The organism is Streptomyces longispororuber, assembly GCF_024448165.1.
GTDB lineage: Bacteria > Actinomycetota > Actinomycetes > Streptomycetales > Streptomycetaceae > Streptomyces > Streptomyces longispororuber_A.
Window position 1 is genome coordinate 1 of record NZ_JAMOLN010000014.1, and the last position, 20,626, is coordinate 20,626.

Genomic DNA, 20,626 nt, shown 5'->3' on the forward strand with positions numbered 1-20,626 from the left:
GGCCGGGGGTGTCGCGGTGGCGGCGCTGCCCGCGCGGGTGCGGATGCGGGCCGAGCTGCGCAGACGGTGGCGGAGCTGGGCCGTGGCCGCGCCGCTCTTCCTCGGGGCCTGTCTGGCGGGGCCGGTCGGCGCAGTCGCGCTGGCGGCCGGTCTCGGGGTCGTCGCCGTGGGCGAGTACGCGCGGATGGCGGGGCTCGGCCGGGGCGAGCACGGGGTGCTGGTCTGCGCGGCGGTCGCGGCGCCGGGGCTGGCGTGGGCCGCGCCGGGGGCGGACGCGCTGCGGGTGGCCGGGGTGCTGCTGGTGGCGGCCGTGGCGGTGGCCGTCGTCCGGGGCGACGCGACGGGCGGGTTCACCCGGGCGTCGCGGACCCTGTTCGGGCTCGTGTGGATCCCGGTGGCGCTGAGTTGTCTGGTGCTGCTCGACGCGGACACGGCGCTCGCCGTGGGGATCGCCGTCGCGTTCGGGGACGTCGGGGCGTGGTGCGGCGGCACGGCGCTGGGGCGGCGCGGTCCGCTCGCCCGGCCGCTGTCGGCGCTCTCGCCGAACAAGACGTGGGCCGGTGCGGCGGGCGCGGCCGCGGCAACCGCTGGGGCGCTGGCCGCCGTCGGGGCGTTCTCCCTCGCGCTGTGGGCCGCGGTGCTGGCCGGCGGGGTGCTCGGGGATCTCATCGAGTCGATGGTCAAGCGGGAGGCGGGCGTGAAGGACGCGGGGAACTGGCTGCCGGGGTTCGGGGGGCTGCTGGACCGGATCGACTCGCTGCTCGTGGCGCTGCCGCTGGTGGCGGCCCTGGGGGTGACGGCATGACGGCGGACCTCGGGACGCGGCCGGTCCCTACGAAGGGGCCGGGGGCGAGGCTGCGGCGCGCGCTCTGGCGCACCGTCCTCACGCTCACCGGCGGCGTCGAGACCAAGGGGCGGCTGCCGCGCGGCGGTTGCGTGGTGGTGGCCAACCACTCCTCGCACGCCGACACCGCCGCCCTCCTCGCCGCCCTCGACGCCCGGCACGCCCCGGCGATCGGCGCGGCGGCGGACTACTGGTTCGCGTCGCGGTACCGGGCGCGGATCTGCCGCCGGCTGGCCGCCGGGTTCCCGGTGCGGCGCACGGGCGGCGGCCTGGACGACCTGCTGGCCCACGTCCCGGCGCTGCGCGCGGGCGGCGCGGTCGTGCTGTTCCCGGAGGGGACGCGGGGGCGGGACGGTGCGCTCGGCTCGTTCCACCGCGGCGCCCTGGTGCTCGCCGAGCGCGCGGGCGTCCCCGTCGTGCCGGTCGGCATCGCGGGCACCGCACGGCTGCTGCCCAAGCACGGCCGCCTGCGCCCCGCGCTGGTCCGGGTCCGGATCGGCGCGCCCCTGCCGCCGGACGCCACTCCCGACGAGGCCAGGGACGCGGTGGCCGCCCTGCACGACCGCACGGTCGCGGAACCGCTCGCCGACTCCCCCGTCCGCAAGCCGGTCGCCCGGCTGGTCGGCTCCCGCTGGGGCCTGCCGCTCGCCTTCGCCTGGGCGTTCGCCGAGGCGCTGAGCTGGCCGCTGATGCCGGAGCTGCTCCTCGCGGTGGCCTGCGTGGCGGTGCCGCGCCGTGCCCTGAAGCTGTCCCTCTCCGCGCTCGCGGGCAGCCTGGCGGGCGGCCTGCTCGCCCTCCAACTCGCCGCGTCGGGAGTCCAGTTGCCCGCGCCGCTCACCACCGACCGGATGCGCGCCGAGGTGCGCCAGGAGCTGGCCGTCGAGTCCGCCGCGGCCGTCCGCCACCAGCCCTGGAACGGCATCCCGTTCAAGGTGTACGCGAAGGAGGCGGGCCGCGCGGACGTCCCGGCCGCCGACTTCCTCGCCGCGGCGGCCCGCGCCCGGGGCGCCAGGACGCTCGCGGTCGGCCTCGCGTTCGGCGCGTTCGGCTTCCTGGCGCACCGGATGCGCCGCAGGTACGGGACGTATCTGGTGCTGCTCGGAGCCGGGTTCGCGGTCGGACTCACGATGATCGTGGCGGGGTGGTCCTGAACGGTCCGCACCGCCGCCCGCTGCTGACCCACGGATCAGCAATCCGACGAATATGGCGCCACAAGCCTTGACTGGCCTGTCACGCCCCTCCATGCTCCGATTCATCGGATGTCTCAGTGATGTGGAGTACGCACATGGAGGCTCAACCCCGTTTCCGTACGCCCCTGTTGACGCTCACCGCACTGCTCACCGCCGCCCTGCTCACCGCCCCGACGGCCCGCGCCGCACCCGCCCCCGAGGAGCGCCCCGCCCACGGGGGCCCCGCCGCGACCGTGACGCTCGACGACGGCAGACCCACCCTCTCCGTCACCACCGGCGGCCGGCAGGTCGTCACGCCGTCCCCGCTGGGCCTGGTCACCGAACACGCCGATCTCAGCGCCGGCCTGCGACTCGACGGCCGGCCCACCACCCGCGCGGTCGACGAGACGTACCGGACGGCGGCGGGCAAGTCCCGGCTGCGCCAGGTGCACGCCCGCGAGACCACCTACCGCTTCGCCTCCACCACCACCGACGCCCGGCTCGACGTCCTCGTACGGGAGTCGGCGGACGGCGTCGCCTACCGCTACCGGCTGCCCGCGGCGACGACGGCGGCCTCGGGGAACATCCTGCGCGAGACGTCGGCCTTCACCTTCCCGGCCGGCACCGACGCCTGGCTGAACGTCTACCGCCAGGACAACGAGAACCAGTTCAAGCAGTACACCGCGGCCGCCGCGCCCACCGGGAGCTACGGCATGCAGGGCCTGTTCCGCACCGGCTCGACGTACACGCTCGTCGCCGAGTCCGATCTGACCGGCCGCTACGCGGGCGCCCACCTGACGCACACCGCGGGCTCGTCGACGTACGGCGTCGGCCTGTGGAACGACGACCCGGTGCGCGTCACGGCGGGCGAGACGCTCGCCACGCCCTGGCGGGCCCTCGTCACCGGCTCCCTCGCCACGGTCACCGAGTCCACGCTCACCGACGACCTCGCACCCGCCTCCCGGGTCCGGGACACCTCCTGGATCGAGCCGGGCGCGGCCCTGTGGACCTGGCTGGCGGGCGGCAAGGAGGCGGGCCAGAGCCTGGAGGCGCAGAAGAAGTACGTCGACTACGCGGTCGAGCGCGGCTGGCCGTACGAGGTGGTCGACGCGGGCTGGTACTACCTGCCCGGCCAGTGGGAGGTCGTCGATCCCGAGTGGCAGGCCCGCAACTGGATGCCCCAGCTGGTGAGTTACGCGAAGGAGCGCGGCGTCCGGATCCAGGTCTGGCTGCACTACACCCTCCTCACCGACCCGGTGGAGCGGGAGAAGTGGCTGTCGACGCTGGAGCGCTGGGGCGTCGCGGGCGTGAAGATCGACTTCATGGACAGCGAGTCCCAGGACCGCTTCCGGTGGTACGACGAGATCCTCCCGGCGACCGCGAAGCACCACCTCCTGGTCAACTTCCACGGCTCGACGATCCCCAAGGGCATGCAGCGCACCTGGCCGCAGGTGATGACGATGGAGGGCGTCGGCGGCGAGGAGAAGCGCACCAACACCGCCGAGCACCTGGCCACCCTGCCCTTCACCCGGAACGCGATCGGGTCCATGGACTTCACCCCGGGCGCCTTCCACCGCCCCTACCGCCCGAACGTCGGCTCCGACGCGGGCGAACTGGGGCTCGCCGTCCTGTACGAGTCCGGCGTCACCAACCTCGCCGGCACCCCGGAGTCGTACGACGAACGCCCCGAGGCGCGCCGCTACCTGGAGCAGCTGCCGCGCGCCTGGGACGCCACCCGGCTGCTCGTCGGCGATCCCGGCCGGGCCGCGGTCACGGCACGGAAGGCGGGCGGGCGCTGGTTCATCGGCGGCACCTTCGCGGGCCCGGCCCGCACCGTCGACGTACCGCTGCGGCTCGGCCCCGGCCGCTGGCTGGTGGAGACGGTCACCGACGGCCCGGCCGGGCTCGTGCGCACCCCGTACGTCGTCCGCGGCGACGCCACGCTCTCCGTCCCGGTGCAGGCCGACGGCGGCTTCGCGGCACTGGCCTGTCGCCGGAGCCCCGCACGCACCACGTGTGACCGATGAAATCCCTTTGCGTTCAAGGGAGTTGACGTACCGCACACTCCCCGCACGATGGACCCAGAACCGGCCGGGCCGCGGTGGCCCGGCCGGACCCTGGGGAGGTCCCGCCATGAGCGCCACCATGCGTGTCATCAGCCAGCGCCGCCTCGGCGGCCCCGAGGTACTCGAAGTGGTGGAAGCGAAGCGCCCCGAGCCGCGCGGGGGCGAGGTGCTCGTCCGGGTGCACGCGGCGGGCGTCAACCCGGTCGACCTGCTGGCCCGCAGCGGCGCGGCGCCGATCTTCGGCGACCCGCCGTTCACGCTCGGCTGGGACGTCTCCGGGGTGGTCGAGGAGGCGGGCCAGGACGTGGACGGGTTCCGGCCGGGCGACGAGGTGTTCGCCATGATCCGGGGCGGCGGCTACGCCGAGTACGTCCTCGTCCGCGTCGAGCACCTGGCCCCGAAGCCGTCGACGGTCGACCACGTGCACGCCGCCGCGGCCCCCGCCGCCGCGCTCACCTCCTGGCAGGCCCTCGTCGACCTCGGCCAGGTCGGTCCGGGGCGCCGGGTCCTCGTGCACGCGGCGGCCGGCGGCGTCGGCCACATCGCCGTACAGATCGCCAAGGCCGAGGGCGCGCACGTCATCGGCACCGCCCGCGCCGACCACCACGACTTCCTGCGCGGCCTGGGCGTCGACGAACCCGTCGACTACACGACCACCGACTTCGCCCGGACCGTACGGGACGTGGACGTCGCCTTCGACCTGGTCGGCGGCGACTACGGCCCGCGCAGCCTGGCCACCCTGCGCCCCGGCGGTCTGCTGGTCTCCGCGATCCTCGCCGACCTGGGCGTCACCCCGGAGGAGGCGGAGACGCGCGGGGTGCGGTTCGCGCCGGTGGCGGTGCAGCCGTCGGGCGCCACGCTGCGCAAGGTGGCGTCGCTGATGGCGGCGGGCCGGGTGCGCCCGCACGTCGCGGCGCTGCTGCCGATGGAGGAGGTCGGCAAGGCGCACGAGATGGCGGCGACGCACCGCACGCAGGGCCGGATCGTGCTGACGGTCACGGACGGCTGACCGCGAGGTCGTCCAGGGCCGGGTAGTCCGTGTACCCCTCGGGGCCGTGCGTGTAGAGACGGCTCTCGTCGACGGTGTTCAGCGGCGGCGCGTCCGCGGTCGCGAAGCGGCGCGGCAGATCCGGGTTGGCGAGGAAGGCCCGCCCGTACGAGACGAGGTCGGCGCGCCCCGCGTCGAGCACGGCCTCGCCCTGGGCGCGGGTGGTGGGCTCGTGGTTCTCCCCCACGTTGGCGATCAGGGTGCCGCTCCAGCGGGGCCGCAGGTCGGCGAGTGCCGGGTAGCGGTCGTCGTCGGTGAGGTGGAGGTAGGCGAGGCCGAGGCCGTCGAGCTCGGCGAGCAGGGCGCGGTAGACGGGGCCCGGGTCGGCCTCGGCCATGCCGAACTGCGGGTTGCCGGGCGAGAGGCGCAGGCCGAGCCGCCCGGCGCCGATGGCGTCGGCCACGGCGCCGACGACCTCGACGGCGAACCGGATGCGGTCGGCGACGGAGCCGCGGCCGTACCGGTCGTCGCGGAGGTTGGTGTTGTCGGCGAGGAACTGGTGGATGAGGTAGCTGTTGGCGCCGTGCAGCTCGACGCCGTCGAACCCGGCGTCGAGGGCGTTGCGCGCGGCGGCCACGTGGTCGTCGACGGCCACGCGGATGTCGTCGAGGGTCATCACCCGCGGCACGACGGCGTCGGCCTTGGCGCCGTCGCGCACGTGCACGGGTCCCGGCTGGGCGACGGCGGACGGTCCGGCGGGGACGTCCGCGTCGATCCGGTTGAGCGGGTGGCCCTGCCGGCCGCCGTGCATCAGCTGGGCGAAGATCCGCCCGTCGGCCCGGTGCACGGCGTCGGTGACCCGCCGCCAGCCCTCGACGTGCGCGGGCGTCTCCAGGCCGGGCAGGCGCCAGCCGCTCTGGCCGCGGCTGCTGGGCCAGATGCCCTCGGTGACGATGAGCCCGGCGCCCGCCCGCTGGGCGTAGTGGTCGGCGACGACCGGCAGCGGGGTGCCGTCCTCGGTGGCGCGGTAGCGGGTCATGGGGGCCATGACCATCCGGTTGGGCAGGGCGAGTCCTGCGGGGGCGAGGGAATAGGGGCGCAGAAGCGAACTGTTCGACATGCCGGGACGGTAGATCCTGACACCAGTGTCAATTTCAAGTCCGGAGGTGAACGGCCCGTGCGCATCGGCGAGTTGGCGCGACGCACCGCCGTCAGCGAGCGCTCCCTGCGCTACTACGAGCAGCAGGGTCTCCTCGCGGCCGACCGTACCCCGGGTGGGCACCGCGCCTACCCGGAGTCCGCGGTGGCCCGTGTCGTCCGCATCCAGGAGCTCTTCGCGGCGGGCCTGTGCAGCACGAAGATCGCGCAGCTGCTGCCGTGCACCCGTGACGAGGACGGCGCCCCTTCGGCGTCGGCCACGCCGTGGCTCCTCACGGAGCTGGCCGGTGAGCGGGCCCGCATCGACGAGACGATCGCGGAGCTCTTGCGTGCGCGGGCGGTTCTGGACGAGGTGATCGAAGCGGCGCGGGTCGCTCCGCGGGTGTGACGGTCGTGGGCGGGTGCCGGTCCGGTGGGGGCTGGTCGCGCCCCGCGGCGGAGCCGCCAATGACACAGCCCCCACCGGCCCGCAGCCGGAAAAGACAACACCGCCCTCGGCCGGGGTGGGGCCCTGGCCGAGGGCGGGGGTCAAGGGGTGGGCGTCAGCCCATGTGCGGGTACGTGTAGTCCGTCGGCGGGACCAGCGTCTCCTTGATGGCGCGGGTCAGCGTCCACCGCATCAGGTTCTGCGGGGCACCGGCCTTGTCGTTCGTACCGGAGGCGCGACCGCCACCGAACGGCTGCTGGCCGACGACGGCACCGGTCGACTTGTCGTTGATGTAGAAGTTGCCCGCGGCGTAGCGGAGCTTCTCCATCGTGGCCGCGGCGGCGGCACGGTCGTTGGAGATGACCGAGCCGGTGAGCGCGTAGTCCGACACCGACTCCATCTGCTCCAGCATGGCGTCGTAGTTCTCGTCCTCGTAGACGTGGATCGCGAGGATCGGGCCGAAGTACTCGGTCGTGAAGACCTCGTTGGCCGGGTCGGTGCACTCGATGACCGTCGGGCGCACGAAGTAGCCGGTCGAGTCGTCGTACGTGCCGCCCGCGACGATCGTGCAGGACGCGTCGCCCTTGGCGCGGTCGATCGCGGCCTTGTTCTTCGCGAAGGAGCGCTCGTCGATGACGGCGCCGATGAAGTTCGACAGGTCGGTGACGTCACCCATGGTGATGCCGTCGACCTCGGCCGCGAACTCCTCCTTGAAGCCGTCGTTCCAGATGGACGCCGGGATGTAGGCGCGCGAGGAGGCCGAGCACTTCTGGCCCTGGAACTCGAAGGAGCCGCGGGTCAGGGCCGTCTTGAGGACGGCGCGGTCGGCGCTCGGGTGGGCGACGACGAAGTCCTTGCCACCGGTCTCGCCGACGAGGCGGGGGTAGGTGCGGTACTTCTCGATGTTGGTGCCGACCGTCTTCCACAGGTGCTGGAAGGTCTTGGTCGAGCCGGTGAAGTGGATGCCGGCCAGGTCGCGGTGGTTCAGGGCCACCTCGGAGACGGCGAGGCCGTCACCGGTCACCAGGTTGATGACGCCCTTGGGGAGACCCGCCTCCTCCAGGAGCTGGAGCAGCAGGACGGCGGCGTGCGTCTGCGTCGGGGACGGCTTCCAGACCACCACGTTGCCCATGAGGGCGGGGGCGGTGGGCAGGTTGCCCGCGATGGCCGTGAAGTTGAACGGCGTGATCGCGTAGACGAAGCCCTCCAGCGGGCGGTGGTCCATGCGGTTCCACACGCCGGTGGAGTTCGCCGGCGGCTGCTCGGCGAGCAGGTTGCGGGCGTAGTGGACGTTGAAGCGCCAGAAGTCGACGAGCTCGCACGGGGTGTCGATCTCGGCCTGCTGGGCGGTCTTCGACTGGCCGAGCATCGTGGAGGCGGCCAGCGTCTCGCGCCACGTGGTGGAGAGCAGCTCGGCGGCGCGCAGGATGATCGCGGCGCGGTCGTCGAAGGACATCGCGCGCCAGGCCGGGGCGGCGGCCAGGGCGGCGTCGACCGCGTCCTGGGCGTCCTGCTCCGTGGCGTTCGCGTACGTACCGATGACGGCCTTGTGGTTGTGCGGCTGCACGACGTCGAAGCGCTCGCCGCCACCCATCCGCCGCACGCCGCCGATGGTGCAGGGCAGCTCGATCGGGTTCTCGGCCAGCTCCTTGAGCTTGGCCTCCAGGCGGGCGCGCTCCGGGGAACCGGGGGCGTAGCCGTGCACCGGCTCGTTGACCGGGGCGGGGACCTGGGTCACGGCGTCCAGCGTCATGGGTCCGTATCTCCTTCGGGGGGTCGGGGAGTTATCGGTTGAGCGAGTGGGCCCTACGAGTAGGGGGCTCAGCCCTTGGTGAGGATCGAGCGGGCGAAGAAGAGCAGGTTGGCCGGCTTCTCCGCGAGGCGGCGCATGAAGTATCCGTACCAGTCGGTGCCGTACGCGGTGTAGACACGCATCCGGTGACCCTCGGCGGCGAGCCGCAGGTGCTCGTCGCTGCGGATCCCGTACAGCATCTGGAACTCGTACTCGTCCAGCTTGCGCCCGGCCTGCCGGCCGAGCTCCTGGGCGATGGAGATGAGGCGGGGGTCGTGGGACCCGATCATCGGGTACCCGTCGCCCTCCATGAGGATGCGCATGATCCGCACGTAGGCCTTGTCGATCTCGGCCTTGTCCTGGTACGCGACCTCGGCGGGCTCCTTGTAGGCGCCCTTCACGATCCGCACGCGGCTGCCGGCGGCGGCCAGGCGGCGGGCGTCGTCCTCGGTGCGGAAGAGGTAGGACTGGATGACGCAGCCGGTCTGCGGGAAGTCCTTCCGCAGCTCCTCGTGGATGGCGAACATCGAGTCGAGGGTGGTGTGGTCCTCGGCGTCGAGCGTGACGGTGGTGCCGATGGCGGCGGCGGCCTCGACGACGGGGCGGACGTTCGCGAGGGCGAGCTCGTGGCCGCCCTCCAGCGCCTGTCCGAACATCGACAGCTTCACGGACATCTCGGCCTTGGTGCCGAGGCCGAGCACCTTGAGGCGCTCGATCAGCTCCAGGTAGGCGTCGCGCGCGGCGTGCGACTGCTCGACGGTGGTGATGTCCTCGCCGACGACGTCGAGGGTGACCTCGAGGCCCTTGGCGGCGGCGTCCTCGATGATCGGCACGACCTGCTCGACCGTCTCACCGGCGATGAACCGGTCGACGACCTGCTTGGTGCCCGGCGCCGCCGACACGAAGGAACGCATCTTGTCGCTGCGCGACGCGGCGAGGATCAGGGGAGCCAGCACGGGGCACCTCCACGGAGCATGAGTTGAGGACAGGCCGAACCACCGCAAAGGGGGAACGGCACGGGGAACCACCGTGAAATCTAAGGATCCCCCCGATCCTGTGCCATCGACAGCTGTCACGCATCTGTGGCCGCCACCTCAGACATATGTATGAAGCCCTGCATGAGATGCGTGAGAATGGTGGGGTGAAGGGTGACTACCAGGAACTGGTCGACGAGATCTCGGCGCTGCTCGGCGCCCCCGCGACCCTGGAGAACCGCGACTTCCGGCTGATCGCGTTCGGCGCGCAGCTCAGCGACGGCGAGGACGGGGACACCGACTTCGACGCGTCGACCCTGGACCCGGTCCGCACCCGTTCGATCCTCACGCGCAGCTCCACCGCCGCCGTCCGCGCCTGGTTCGAGGGCTTCGGCATCGCCCGTGCGACGGAACCGGTCCGGATCCCGGCGACGCCCGAGGCGGGGGTGTACCGGGGCCGGATCTGTCTGCCCGTGCGCCACCGGGGCATCGTGCTCGGATACGTGTGGCTGCTCGACGACGACCCGGGGCCGACCGGGGAGCAGCTGGACGCGGCCATGGAAGTGGCCGGCCGGATCGGCGCGCAGCTGGCCGACGAGGCGCAGGCGGGCGCCGATCTGACCCGCGAGTTCCACTCCGTGCTCACGGCCGAGCGGGGCTGGCAGCGGGACATGGCGGTGGCGGCGCTGCGCACGGCGCTCGGCTCCCGCGCGGACGGCCTGCACACGGTGGTGTGCGTGGCGCCGTGGCCGTCGGCCGACCCGGCCGACGCCCCGTCGGTCCGTACGCTGCCGGCCGCGGACGCGCTCTGCACGGTGCCGTGGGGCCTCACGGGCCAGTGCCTGGCGCTGCTGGTGCGGCTGCGGTCGGCCGAGGTGCTGGCCCCGGCGCTCACGGCGGCGGCGAAGCTGCGCGCACGGGCCGGTGCGGGGCCGGTGGCCGCGGGCATCGGCGCGCCCCGCACCGATCTTGCGGAGCTCGCCACGGCCTGGCAGGAGGCGACGGCAGCGGCCCGTACCGCGCTGGCCAATCCCCGGCTCGGCCCCGACACCCGGTGGTCGGCGATCGGCCCCTACCGCCTGCTGACCGCCCTGCCCACCGAGGCGGCCCACGATCCGGTGGTCGCCCCGCTGCTGGCCCCCGCCCACCGCCAGCTCGCCCGCACCGCCGAGGTGTTCCTCGACTGCGCGGGCCAGGCGGGCCGCACGGCGGCGGCGCTGGGCATCCACCGGCAGACCCTCTACTACCGCCTCTCCCGCGTCGAGCAGCTCACCGGCCTCGACCTGGACGAGGGCGAGGACCGGCTGCTGCTGCACATGGGCCTGAAGGCGGCGCGCCTCTAGAAAGTCAGGCGGCGCGCCAGGACGACGTCCCGTGGATCGTGTCGCAGGAGAGCACGGCGCAGCCCGTGCGGCGGACGGCGTCCAGCACCGCGCGGCGGGCCGCCTCGCTGTCGGCGGGCGGGAAGGCGACGCGGAGCGTGTGGCCGTACGCCGTCTCGTAGGTGAGGTGCCAGCCGGTCCGGGTGACGAGGAAGTGGTCCTGGCGGGCGCCGTCGTGCTCGAAGGAGCCGCGGTCCGCGGTCGGGCCGAGGGCGTCGCGCAGGATGCCGAGCCGCTCGTCGTACGGGAGGTCTCCGTCCGCGAGCCGCACGTAGACGTGGTCCTGGGCGATCGCCGCGTCGAAGTACGGGGCGAGGCCCGGCTCGGGCCGCAGGAGCTCGCCGGGGAGCCGGCCGGCGGTCCACTCGTCGAGGAAGGCGGCGGCGCCGCACGCGAAGCGCTCGTACTCGTCGTCGCGCGACCACACGACGACGGGCCAGGCGTCGGGCTCCCCCTCGGTCAGCCAGCACACGTGTCCGCCGCTGTCGGTCAGCGCCCAGGAGAACAGGCCGCCCGGCTCGGGGAAGAGGGGGTAGGGGTAGTCCTCGGGCGACATCTCGCGCAGCGGGCCGAAGTCCGCGGCGAGGTCCGCGGCGAGCCGCAGCGGCCCCGCGCCGCCGAACGGCGTGCGCAGGCTCAGCACGTCCCAGAAGGTGCCGCGGCCGTACGTCTCCACCAGCCGTCGGTAGTCGTCGGGCAACCGGAGGCCGAGCGCCCGCTCCGCGGCGGCCCAGTCGCCCTGTGCGTCGACGGCCGCGGCGGGCGGCGGCAGGCGTGCGGTCAGGCGGTCCAGCGGGGTCTGCTCCGGCTGCTGCTCGGGCACGCGGCTACTTCGCCTTCGCCACGGACTCGGTCAACTGCCGCAGCCCCTCGGTGAGTTGCTCCGCGCTCGGCGAGAACTCCGGGTCGAAGGTGTGCTGCGCGATCAGCCCGAGCACCAGCACCGAGAAGAACTTGCCGAGGGTGTCCACGCTCGGGTCGTCGGCCGGCGGCTCCTCGCCGCCCATGATCATGCCGATGAAGCCACGGCCGGCCTCCCGCTGGGCCGCCGCCAGGTACTCCCGTACGGCCGGGAGCTTGTCGCCCATCGTGATGAGCTCGATGCTCAGGTGCCAGATGGAGCCCGGCTTGCCGAGGCTGCCGGTGATCCCCGACATCACGGCGCCGAACCGCTCCAACGACCCGGGCTCGCCCGGCAGTTCGTCCTGCTCGCCCCAGCCCTCCGACGCCACCTCGGCCAGCGCCACGTAGGCCTGCGCGAGCAGCGCGTCCTTCGACCCGTAGTGGTAGCCGATGGACGCCAGGTTGGTCCCCGACTCCTTCACGATGTCGCGCGCCGTCGTGCGCACGAACCCCTTCTCCAGCAGGCAGCGCTTGGCGCCCTCGAGCAGATCTTCGCGATGTCCCATGCCCCCACCCTACCCAGGATCCAGACGACTGTCTTATACATTCGTTCTAGACAAGCGTTTAAGACGCCCGTACAGTTCCTGGCATGACGAACCCGACGAGCACCACCACGAGCCCCGACTCCCTTGCGGGGCGCAAGGAATGGACCGCGCTGGCGGTCCTGATGCTGCCGCTGCTGCTGGTCTCCATGGACGTCTCGGTCCTCTACTTCGCGATCCCCGAGATCAGCGCCGACCTGGAGCCGTCCGGCACCCAGCAGCTGTGGATCTTCGACATCTACGCGTTCGTGCTCGCGGGTCTGCTGATGACGATGGGCTCGCTCGGCGACCGCATCGGGCGCCGCAAGCTGCTCCTGATCGGCGCCGCCGCCTTCGGCACCGCCTCCGCCCTGGCCGCCTACGCGAACAGTGCCGAGACCCTGATCGCCGCCCGCGCCCTGCTCGGCATCGGCGGCGCGACTCTCATGCCGTCCACCATGGCGATCGTCCGCACGATGTTCACCGACGCCGGCCAGCGCGCGAAGGCGATCGGTCTGTGGTCGGCCGTCATGACCGGTGGCGTGGCGCTCGGCTCGGTGATGAGCGGCGTCCTCGTCGAGTACTTCTGGTGGGGCTCGGTCTTCCTGGTCAACCTGCCCGCGATGGTGCTGCTCCTGGCCCTCGGCCCGTTCCTGCTGCCGGAGTCGAAGAACCCGGAGCCGGGCCGCTTCGACCTGCTGAGCGTGCCGCTGTCGATGGCGGCCGTGCTGCCGGTCATCTACGGCATCAAGGAGATCCCGTCCGAGGGCTGGCAGGCGCAGTACGTCGTCTCGATCGCCGTGGGCCTGCTGTTCGCCGCCCTGTTCGTCCGGCGCCAGCGCACCGCGACGTCCCCGCTGATCTCCCCCGCCCTGTTCCGCGGCCGGGGCTTCGCCCCCGCCGTCGTCCTGAACCTCGTCTCCTCCTTCGGCATGATGGGCTCGGCCTTCTTCACCACGCAGTACCTCCAGTCGGTGCTCGGCAAGAGCTCGATGGCCGCCGCGCTCTGGGCGCTGCTCCCCACCGTCCTGGTCGGTGTCGCGGCCCCCGTCTCCGCCCAGCTCGTCGCCAAGGGCGTGCACCGGGCCCACGTCGTCGCCGGCGGCTTCACCGTCGCCGCCTGCGGATACGGGCTGCTGACCCTGGCCGGCGCCGACTCGCTCTGGCTGGTCCTGGCCGGCGCGGGCGTCCTCGCCGCCGGCATCGTCACCGTGATGTCCCAGATGATGGACCTGGCGCTCGGCACCGTCCCGCCCGCCAACTCCGGCTCCGCCGCGTCCCTCCTGGAGACGGGCGCCGAGTTCGGCGGCGCCCTCGGCATGGCCGTCCTGGGCTCCATCGGCACCGCCGTCTACCGCCACGACGTCCCGGCCGACGCCCCGGCCGCGGCCCACGAGACGCTCGGCGGCGCGCTGGCCGTCGCGGGACAGCTGCCGGGCGAGGCCGGACGCGCCCTGACCGCCGCCGCACGGGAGGCCTTCACCCACGGCATGCAGGCCGCCGCGATCGCCGGGGCGGTGCTGCTCCTCGCCGCCGCCGTCCTCGCCGTGGCGAGCCTGCGCAAGGTGCCGGCCCCGGAGGCCGCGGCGACCGACACCACCGCCGCCGACGTGGCCGCGGTCTGACCCCACGACGCCCCCTGCCGACCACCGCTGACGACCACCGACGACCGCCACCGACGACCCTCACCGACGACCACCTCTGCCGGGCACGACGCCGGGCGGGCCGGACCACTCCGGCCCGCCCCGCATCGCGTCCGGCAGCACCGCGTCCCGCGCCCGGCAGTACCGGGACGCCCGGAACACCCGGGACACCCGGCGCCGGCCCGGAGCGTGCCAGGATGGGCCCGTGGCACAGACATTCGACACGCCGCTCATCGGCCGGGACGACGAACTGGCCCGGCTCACCGGCGTGCTGGACCGGGCCGCGGCCGGCGAGCCGCGCGCGGTCCTGGTGGCGGGGGACGCGGGCGTCGGCAAGACCCGCACGCTGACGGAGGCCGCGGCCCACGCCGCCGCGACCGGCACGACCGTCCTGACCGGGCACTGCGTGGACCTCGGCGACGTGGGCCTGCCGTACCTCCCGTTCACGGAGATCCTCGGCGCGGCCGCCGCGGACGAGCGGCTCGCCCCGGCCTTCGCCGCGTACCCCGCGGTGAGCCGGCTGATCGGCACGGCCGCCGGATCGGACGCGGGCGGCCGGCTCCAGCTCTTCGAGGGCGTCGCGGGGCTCCTCGCCGACCTCGCCGACCTGACCCCGCTGCTGCTGGTCGTCGAGGACCTCCACTGGGCCGACCAGTCCTCCCGCGACCTCCTCCGCTTCCTGCTCAGCCGGGGCGTCCTGCAGCGGCCCGCGCCGGGCGGCCCGCCCCGCCGCCTCGCGGTCCTCACCTCGTACCGCACGGACGACCTGCACCGCCGCCACCCGCTGCGGCCGCTGCTCGCCGAGCTGATCCGGCTGCCCGCCGTGGACCGCCTCGACCTGCGCCCGCTGGCCGACGCCGACGTGGCCCGGCTGGTGCGCGCGCAGCACTCAGGCCCCGTCCCCGACAGCACGGTCCGCCACATCGTCGACCGCGCCGAGGGGAACGCCTTCTACGCCGAGGAGTTGCTCGCCGCGCTGCCCGACGACGAGGACCCCGGCTCCCCCGCCGTGCCCGGCGGCCTGGGCGGCCTGGCCGACGTCCTGCTGATCCGGATCGAGCAGCTGACCGAGACCGCGCAGCAGGTGCTGCGCACGGCGGCCGTCGCGGGCCGCCGGGTCGGCCACGACCTCCTGCGCGACGCCGTCCAACTCCCGGAGGAGGAGCTGGAGTCGGCGCTGCGCGAGGCCATCGGGCACCAGCAGCTGGTGCCGGGCGACGACGCGACGTACTCGTTCCGGCACGCCCTCACCCGCGAAGCCGTCTACGCGGACCTGCTGCCCGGCGAACGGATCCGGCTGCACCGGCTGTTCGCCACGCTCCTGGCCGCGGACGGCCGGGCGTCGGAGAGCGCCGCCGAGCGCGCCCACCACTCGCGCGCCAGCCACGACCTGGCCGACGCGCTGGCCGCCTCCCTGGAAGCCGCCGACCACGCCCGGCGGGTGCGCGCGCCCGCCGAGGAACTGCGCCACCTGGAGACCGCGCTCGAACTGTGGGCCGTGGTGGACGCCGCCGCCCACCCCGAGCACACCGACCCGGTCACCCTCACCCTGCGCGCCTCCGGCGCCGCCGCCCACGCGGGCGAGCCGCACCGGGCCGTCCAGCTGACCCGCTCCGCGCTCGCCCGGGCGGGCTCGGACGCCGACTCCGAACTCGCCGCGCGGGTGCGCTACACCCTCGCGGACAACCTGATGCGGATCGACAACCTGGAGGCCGCGTTCACCTACAGCAGCGAGGCGCTCTCGCTGATCCCCGCCGAGCCGCCCACCCGCACCTGGGTGTGGGCGGCCGCGACCCACGTCATGGCCGCCCGGTACGTGGGCCGCGACGAGGACGCCGAGCGGGTCGCCCGGCAGGCCATCGACATCGCCGAGCGGCTGGGGCTGCCGGACGCCCAGGCGGATCTGCTGATCTCGCGGATCGGCCTGCGGACGCACAACCGGCGCACCCCCGAGGGCCGCCAGGACCTGGTGCGGGCCCGCGAACTGGCCCGCACCGCGGGGAACCTGTCGGTGGAGATGCGGGCGCTCTACAACCTCGCCATCGGCTGTTACGAATCCGGCGACCTGGACGCGTGCCTGACCTGGATCGGCGACGGCCTCGACGGCGCCCGGCGTGCCGGTGTGCTCTCCTCGCCGTACGCCCTGGAGCTGCGCTACCTCCAGTCCCTGCTGCTCTACACGCTGGGCCGCTGGGACGAGTGCGTACGGGCCGCCGCCACCGACGCCGAACTGCTCACGGCCGCGGGCGGGTTCACCACGGCGCCCGCCCTGTACGTCGTCCTGGCCCGCGGCGACCACGACGCGGCGGTCGCCGGGACCCGTGCGCTGCTCGACGCCACCAGCGACTGGATGGCGACGCTCGTCGCGAGCATCGTGCTCACCGACGACGCGGCGCTGCGCGGCGACGCCGAGGACTGCGTGCGGCAGATGCGGGACTGGGTCGACAAGCTCACCGAGAACTCGGGCTCCGAGCGCCCCGACGCCGTGGTGCGGCTCGCCGCGCTCGCCCTGTCGGCGGTCGCGGACGCGGCGGAGGAGTCCCGGCTGACCGGCGACGCGTCCGCCGCCGGACGCTGGACGGGCACCGCCGCCGAACTGGTGGAGCTGGCCCGCAGCACGGCGGCCCGGGGCGAGGACGGCACCGAGCAGGGTCCGGAGGGGCTGGCCTGGCTGGCCCGCGCCGAGGCCGAGGGGGTCCGCGCCACGACCGGTCCCGACGTCGCGGCCTGGGAGCGCGCCGTGACGGCGTTCGGCTACGGCGAACCGTACGAGCTGGCGCGCTGCCGACGGCGGCTCGCGGAGGCCCTGCTCACCGCCGACCGTCGCGACGAGGCCGCCGAGCAGGCCTACGCGGCCCGCGACACCGCCGTCCGGCTCGGCGCCGCACCCCTGCTCGACGCGCTGGACGCGCTGATCCGGCGCGGCCGGCTCTCCGACGCCCCGGCCGCCGGGGAGCGCATCGCCGCGCTGACCGCCCGGGAGAGCGACGTACTGCGACTGCTCGGCCGCGGGCGCACCAACCGCCAGATCGGCGAGGAGCTGTTCATCAGCGGCAAGACGGCGAGCGTCCACGTGTCGAACATCCTCGCCAAGCTGGGCGCTTCGAGCCGCACCGAGGCGGTGGGCATCGCCTACCGCGAGGGGCTGATCGAGCCGGAGACCAGCGCGTCCTCCTGATACGGGAACGGCTGAGGGCCGGGTCACCCGCGGGTGACCCGGCCCTCAGCCGTTGCTCTGCCTGGTCGGACCTCAGACGAGGTTGACGGATCGCGCCGAGTTGGCGCCGATCTCCGCGGCGACCTCGCTGAGGACGCCCGCCGGGACGGTGTCGTCGACGGTGAGGACCGCGAGGGCCTCGCCACCGACCGCGGCGCGCGCGACCTGCATGCCGCCGATGTTGATGCCGGCCTCGCCGAGCACGCGGCCGACGGTGCCGACGACGCCGGGACGGTCCTCGTAGCGCAGGACGACCATGTGGTCGGCGAGCGCCAGGTCCACGTCGTACTCGCCGACGGCGACGATCTTCTGCAGGTGCTTGGGGCCGGCCAGCGTGCCGGAGACCGAGATCTCCTGGCCGTCGCCGAGGGTGCCGCGCACCGTGACGACGTTGCGGTGGTCGGGCGACTCGGAGCTCGTCGTCAGCCGGACCTCGACGCCGCGCTCCTGGGCGAACAGCGGCGCGTTCACGTACGACACGGTCTCGTCGACGACGTCCTCGAACACGCCCTTGAGCGCGGAGAGTTCGAGCACCTTGACGTCGTGCTGGGTGATCTCGCCGTAGACCTCGACGTCGAGGCGGACCGCGACCTCACCGGCGAGCGCGGTGAAGATCCGGCCGAGGCGCTCGGCGAGCGGCAGACCCGGCTTGACGTCCTCGGCGATGACGCCGCCCTGGACGTTCACCGCGTCCGGCACGAGCTCGCCGGAGAGCGCGAGCCGCACCGACCTGGCGACGGCGACACCGGCCTTCTCCTGCGCCTCGTCCGTCGAGGCGCCGAGGTGCGGGGTGCAGACGACCTGGTCGAACTGGAACAGCGGGGAGTCCGTGCAGGGCTCCTTCGCGTACACGTCCAGACCGGCGCCCGCGACGCGGCCCTCCTTGAGCGCCGAGTACAGCGCCTCCTCGTCGACGATCCCGCCGCGCGCGGCGTTCACGATGCGCACCGACGGCTTGACCTTGTGCAGCGCCTCGTCGCCGATGAGACCGATCGTCTCGGGCGTCTTGGGCAGGTGCACGGTGATGAAGTCGGAGACCTCGAGCAGCTCGTCGAGGGACAGCACCTTCACGCCCATCTGCGCGGCGCGCGCGGGCTGCACGTACGGGTCGTACGCGACGACCTTCATGCCGAAGGCGGACATGCGCTGCGCGACGAGCGCGCCGATGCGGCCGAGGCCGACGACGCCGAGGGTCTTCTCGGCGAGCTCGACACCCGTGTACTTGCTGCGCTTCCACTCGCCGGCCTTGAGGGCCTGCGAGCCCTGCGGGATGTTGCGCGCGGTGGCGATGAGGAGACCGCAGGCCAGCTCGGCGGCGGTCACGATGTTCGACGTCGGGGCGTTCACGACCATCACGCCGGCCTTGGTGGCGGCGGACACGTCCACGTTGTCGAGGCCGACGCCGGCTCGTGCGACGACCTTCAGCTTGCTCGCGGCGGCGATCGCCTCGGCGTCGACCTTGGTGGCCGAGCGGATCAGGATCGCGTCGACATCGGCGATGGCGGGCAGCAGCTCGGCGCGGTCCGCGCCGTTGCACTGGCGGATCTCGAAGTCCGGGCCCAGCGCGTCGACGGTCGCGGGCGACAGCTCTTCAGCGATGAGTACGACGGGTTTGCCGTTGGCAGCAGTGCTCACGTGAGTCCTCACAAGTCCCAATGCGGACGGCCGTCCCGACGGCCGCAAGCGGTGGAGGGGTGGGTGCATGGCCGCGTGGAAGACGCACGACGCTGTGGGCCCGACGCGAATAGTTCAGCAGTGTAGTGGCGCGCGGGAGGCACTCTTGCGCCTCCCTGGAAGGATCACTCGTCCGTGGCTGGACGCCGTGGACAAGCCGGGGCCGGCCGTGTGGACGACCTATGGAGAACGGGGCCGCGGCGTGTGCCGCGGCCCCGTCGTCCCGAGACTTACGCCTCGTCGTTGTCCACCCAGCTCATGAGCTTGCGCAGCTCCTTGCCGGTGGTCTCCAGGAGGTGGTTCTCGTCCTGGGTCTTGTACTCGTTGTACTTCTTCAGACCGCCGTGGTACTCGGCCATCCACTCACGGGCGAAGGTGCCGTCCTGGATCTCGGCGAGGACCTTCTTCATCTCGGCCTTGGTGGCGTCCGTGATGATCCGCGGGCCGGTGACGTAGTCGCCCCACTCGGCGGTCTCGGAGATCGACCAGCGCATCTTCTCCAGGCCGCCCTCGTACATGAGGTCCACGATGAGCTTCAGCTCGTGCAGGCACTCGAAGTACGCGATCTCCGGCTGGTAGCCGGCCTCGGTCAGCGTCTCGAAACCGGCCTTCACCAGGGCGGCGGTGCCACCACAGAGGACGGCCTGCTCGCCGAAGAGGTCGGTCTCGGTCTCCTCGGTGAAGGTCGTCTTGATGACGCCGGCGCGGGTGCCGCCGATGCCCTTCGCGTAGGACAGCGCCAGCTCGAAGGCCTTGCCGGTGGCGTCCTGCTCGACGGCCGCGATGCACGGGACGCCGCGACCCTCCTCGTACTGGCGGCGCACCAGGTGACCCGGGCCCTTGGGGGCGACCATGCAGACGTCCACGCCGGCCGGGGGCTTGATGAAGTCGAAGCGGATGTTGAGGCCGTGGCCGAAGAACAGCGCGTCGCCGTCCTTCAGGTTGTCCTTGATGGACTCCTCGTAGACCTGGGCCTGGATCGGGTCCGGCACCAGGATCATGATGACGTCGGCCTCGGCCGCGGCCTCGGCCGGGGTGACCACGCGCAGGCCCTGCTCCTCGGCCTTCGCCTTGGACTTGGAGCCCTCGTGCAGACCGACGCGCACGTCGACGCCCGAGTCACGCAGGGACAGCGCGTGCGCGTGGCCCTGGGAGCCGTATCCGATCACCGCGACCTTGCGGTTCTGGATGATGGACAGATCGGCGTCGTCGTCGTAGAACAGCTCGGCCACTGGGGTTCTCCTTGGTGTGCTGGTGTTGCGTCCCACCGTACGGCGGGAGAAGGACAGGAAGTTTTCGGGTCTCGCTATGCGAGCAGGGTCAGGCGCTGCGGTCGAGGGCGCGCAGGCTCCGGTCGGTGATGGAGCGCGAGCCGCGGCCGATGGCGATGGTCCCGGACTGGACGAGCTCCTTGATGCCGAAGGGTTCCAGCATCTTGAGCATCGCCTCCAGCTTGTCGCTCGATCCGGTGGCCTCGATGGTGACGGCCTCGGGCGACACGTCGACGGTCTTGGCGCGGAACAGCTGGACGATCTCGACGATCTGCGAGCGCGTCTCGTTGTCGGCGCGGACCTTGGCGAGGACGAGCTCGCGCTGGACGGCGGAGCCGGTCTCCAGCTCCACGATCTTCAGGACGTTGACCAGCTTGTTGAGCTGCTTGGTGACCTGTTCGAGCGGGAGCGCGTCGATCACGTTGACCACGATGGTGATGCGGGAGATGTCGGGGTGCTCGGTGACGCCGACGGCGAGGGAGTCGATGTTGAAGCCGCGGCGCGAGAACAGGGCGGTGATCCGGGCCAGGACACCCGGCTTGTTCTCCACCAGGACGGAGAGCGTGTGCTTGGACATGTCGGTGGTCTCTCTGTCTC

16 protein-coding genes are annotated in these 20,626 nt (G+C 73.2%); 8 read left to right on the top strand and 8 right to left on the bottom strand.

Going from position 1 to position 20,626, the window contains the following annotated elements:
* From M4J07_RS06105 to M4J07_RS06120, 4 genes are all read left to right on the top strand, one after another.
* Window positions 1-805, top strand: an 805-nt coding sequence (locus tag M4J07_RS06105; protein WP_255968069.1) for a phosphatidate cytidylyltransferase, incomplete at its 5' end; no start/stop codon positions are given.
* Window positions 802-1,995, top strand: a complete 1,194-nt coding sequence (locus M4J07_RS06110) for a lysophospholipid acyltransferase family protein (protein WP_255968071.1) — start codon at window positions 802-804, stop codon at window positions 1,993-1,995. The genes M4J07_RS06105 and M4J07_RS06110, both read left to right, overlap by 4 nt.
* A gap of 134 nt (window positions 1,996-2,129) precedes the next feature.
* Window positions 2,130-4,040 (top strand): glycoside hydrolase family 97 protein, encoded by a 1,911-nt coding sequence (locus M4J07_RS06115; RefSeq protein ID WP_255968073.1) that lies wholly within the window; start codon window positions 2,130-2,132, stop codon window positions 4,038-4,040.
* Between the two features lie 106 nt (window positions 4,041-4,146).
* Window positions 4,147-5,088, top strand: a complete 942-nt coding sequence (locus M4J07_RS06120; RefSeq protein ID WP_255968075.1) for an NADP-dependent oxidoreductase — start codon at window positions 4,147-4,149, stop codon at window positions 5,086-5,088.
* Here M4J07_RS06120 and M4J07_RS06125 read toward each other — a convergent pair.
* A complete protein-coding gene (locus M4J07_RS06125; RefSeq protein ID WP_255968078.1) occupies window positions 5,075-6,187 on the bottom strand; it encodes an alkene reductase in 1,113 nt (370 codons plus the stop codon). The two genes, M4J07_RS06120 and M4J07_RS06125, sit on opposite strands and share 14 nt — an antisense overlap.
* 57 nt (window positions 6,188-6,244) lie before the next feature.
* Here M4J07_RS06125 and M4J07_RS06130 point away from each other — a divergent pair, with 57 nt between their 5' ends.
* The gene (locus M4J07_RS06130; protein ID WP_255968080.1) at window positions 6,245-6,613 is read left to right on the top strand and encodes a MerR family transcriptional regulator; all 369 of its coding nucleotides are present in this window, start codon (window positions 6,245-6,247) and stop codon (window positions 6,611-6,613) included.
* 154 nt (window positions 6,614-6,767) lie between these two features.
* On the opposite strand, the gene pruA is transcribed toward M4J07_RS06130, so the two are convergent.
* Window positions 6,768-8,399 (bottom strand): L-glutamate gamma-semialdehyde dehydrogenase, encoded by a 1,632-nt coding sequence (pruA, locus tag M4J07_RS06135; protein ID WP_255968228.1) that lies wholly within the window; start codon window positions 8,397-8,399, stop codon window positions 6,768-6,770.
* A gap of 74 nt (window positions 8,400-8,473) precedes the next feature.
* Window positions 8,474-9,400 carry a proline dehydrogenase family protein gene (locus M4J07_RS06140; RefSeq protein ID WP_255968082.1) on the bottom strand — a complete coding sequence of 309 codons (927 nt, stop codon included), beginning with the start codon at window positions 9,398-9,400 and terminating at the stop codon, window positions 8,474-8,476.
* A gap of 167 nt (window positions 9,401-9,567) precedes the next feature.
* Here M4J07_RS06140 and M4J07_RS06145 point away from each other — a divergent pair, with 167 nt between their 5' ends.
* Entirely contained in the window at window positions 9,568-10,761 is a 1,194-nt protein-coding gene (locus M4J07_RS06145; RefSeq protein ID WP_255968084.1) for a PucR family transcriptional regulator, read from the top strand.
* Window positions 10,762-10,765: 4 nt separating this feature from the next.
* Here M4J07_RS06145 and M4J07_RS06150 read toward each other — a convergent pair whose 3' ends face one another.
* A complete protein-coding gene (locus tag M4J07_RS06150) occupies window positions 10,766-11,623 on the bottom strand; it encodes an SMI1/KNR4 family protein (RefSeq protein WP_255968086.1) in 858 nt (285 codons plus the stop codon).
* Window positions 11,624-11,627: 4 nt separating this feature from the next.
* The gene (locus tag M4J07_RS06155) at window positions 11,628-12,209 is read right to left on the bottom strand and encodes a TetR/AcrR family transcriptional regulator (RefSeq protein WP_255968088.1); all 582 of its coding nucleotides are present in this window, start codon (window positions 12,207-12,209) and stop codon (window positions 11,628-11,630) included.
* 83 nt (window positions 12,210-12,292) lie between these two features.
* Here M4J07_RS06155 and M4J07_RS06160 point away from each other — a divergent pair, with 83 nt between their 5' ends.
* The gene (locus M4J07_RS06160; RefSeq protein WP_255968090.1) at window positions 12,293-13,849 is read left to right on the top strand and encodes an MFS transporter; all 1,557 of its coding nucleotides are present in this window, start codon (window positions 12,293-12,295) and stop codon (window positions 13,847-13,849) included.
* Between the two features lie 223 nt (window positions 13,850-14,072).
* Window positions 14,073-17,045, top strand: coding sequence for a helix-turn-helix transcriptional regulator (locus M4J07_RS06165; protein WP_255968092.1), 2,973 nt, complete (start codon window positions 14,073-14,075; stop codon window positions 17,043-17,045).
* A 72-nt stretch (window positions 17,046-17,117) separates the two neighbouring features.
* Here M4J07_RS06165 and serA read toward each other — a convergent pair whose 3' ends face one another.
* The 3 genes from serA to ilvN form a co-directional block, all read right to left on the bottom strand.
* A complete protein-coding gene (gene serA / locus M4J07_RS06170) occupies window positions 17,118-18,719 on the bottom strand; it encodes a phosphoglycerate dehydrogenase (RefSeq protein ID WP_255968094.1) in 1,602 nt (533 codons plus the stop codon).
* A 269-nt stretch (window positions 18,720-18,988) separates the two neighbouring features.
* Window positions 18,989-19,990 (bottom strand): ketol-acid reductoisomerase, encoded by a 1,002-nt coding sequence (gene ilvC, locus M4J07_RS06175; protein WP_255968096.1) that lies wholly within the window; start codon window positions 19,988-19,990, stop codon window positions 18,989-18,991.
* 88 nt (window positions 19,991-20,078) lie between these two features.
* Window positions 20,079-20,606 (bottom strand): acetolactate synthase small subunit, encoded by a 528-nt coding sequence (gene ilvN, locus M4J07_RS06180; protein WP_255968107.1) that lies wholly within the window; start codon window positions 20,604-20,606, stop codon window positions 20,079-20,081.
* Window positions 20,607-20,626 lie beyond the last annotated feature (20 nt).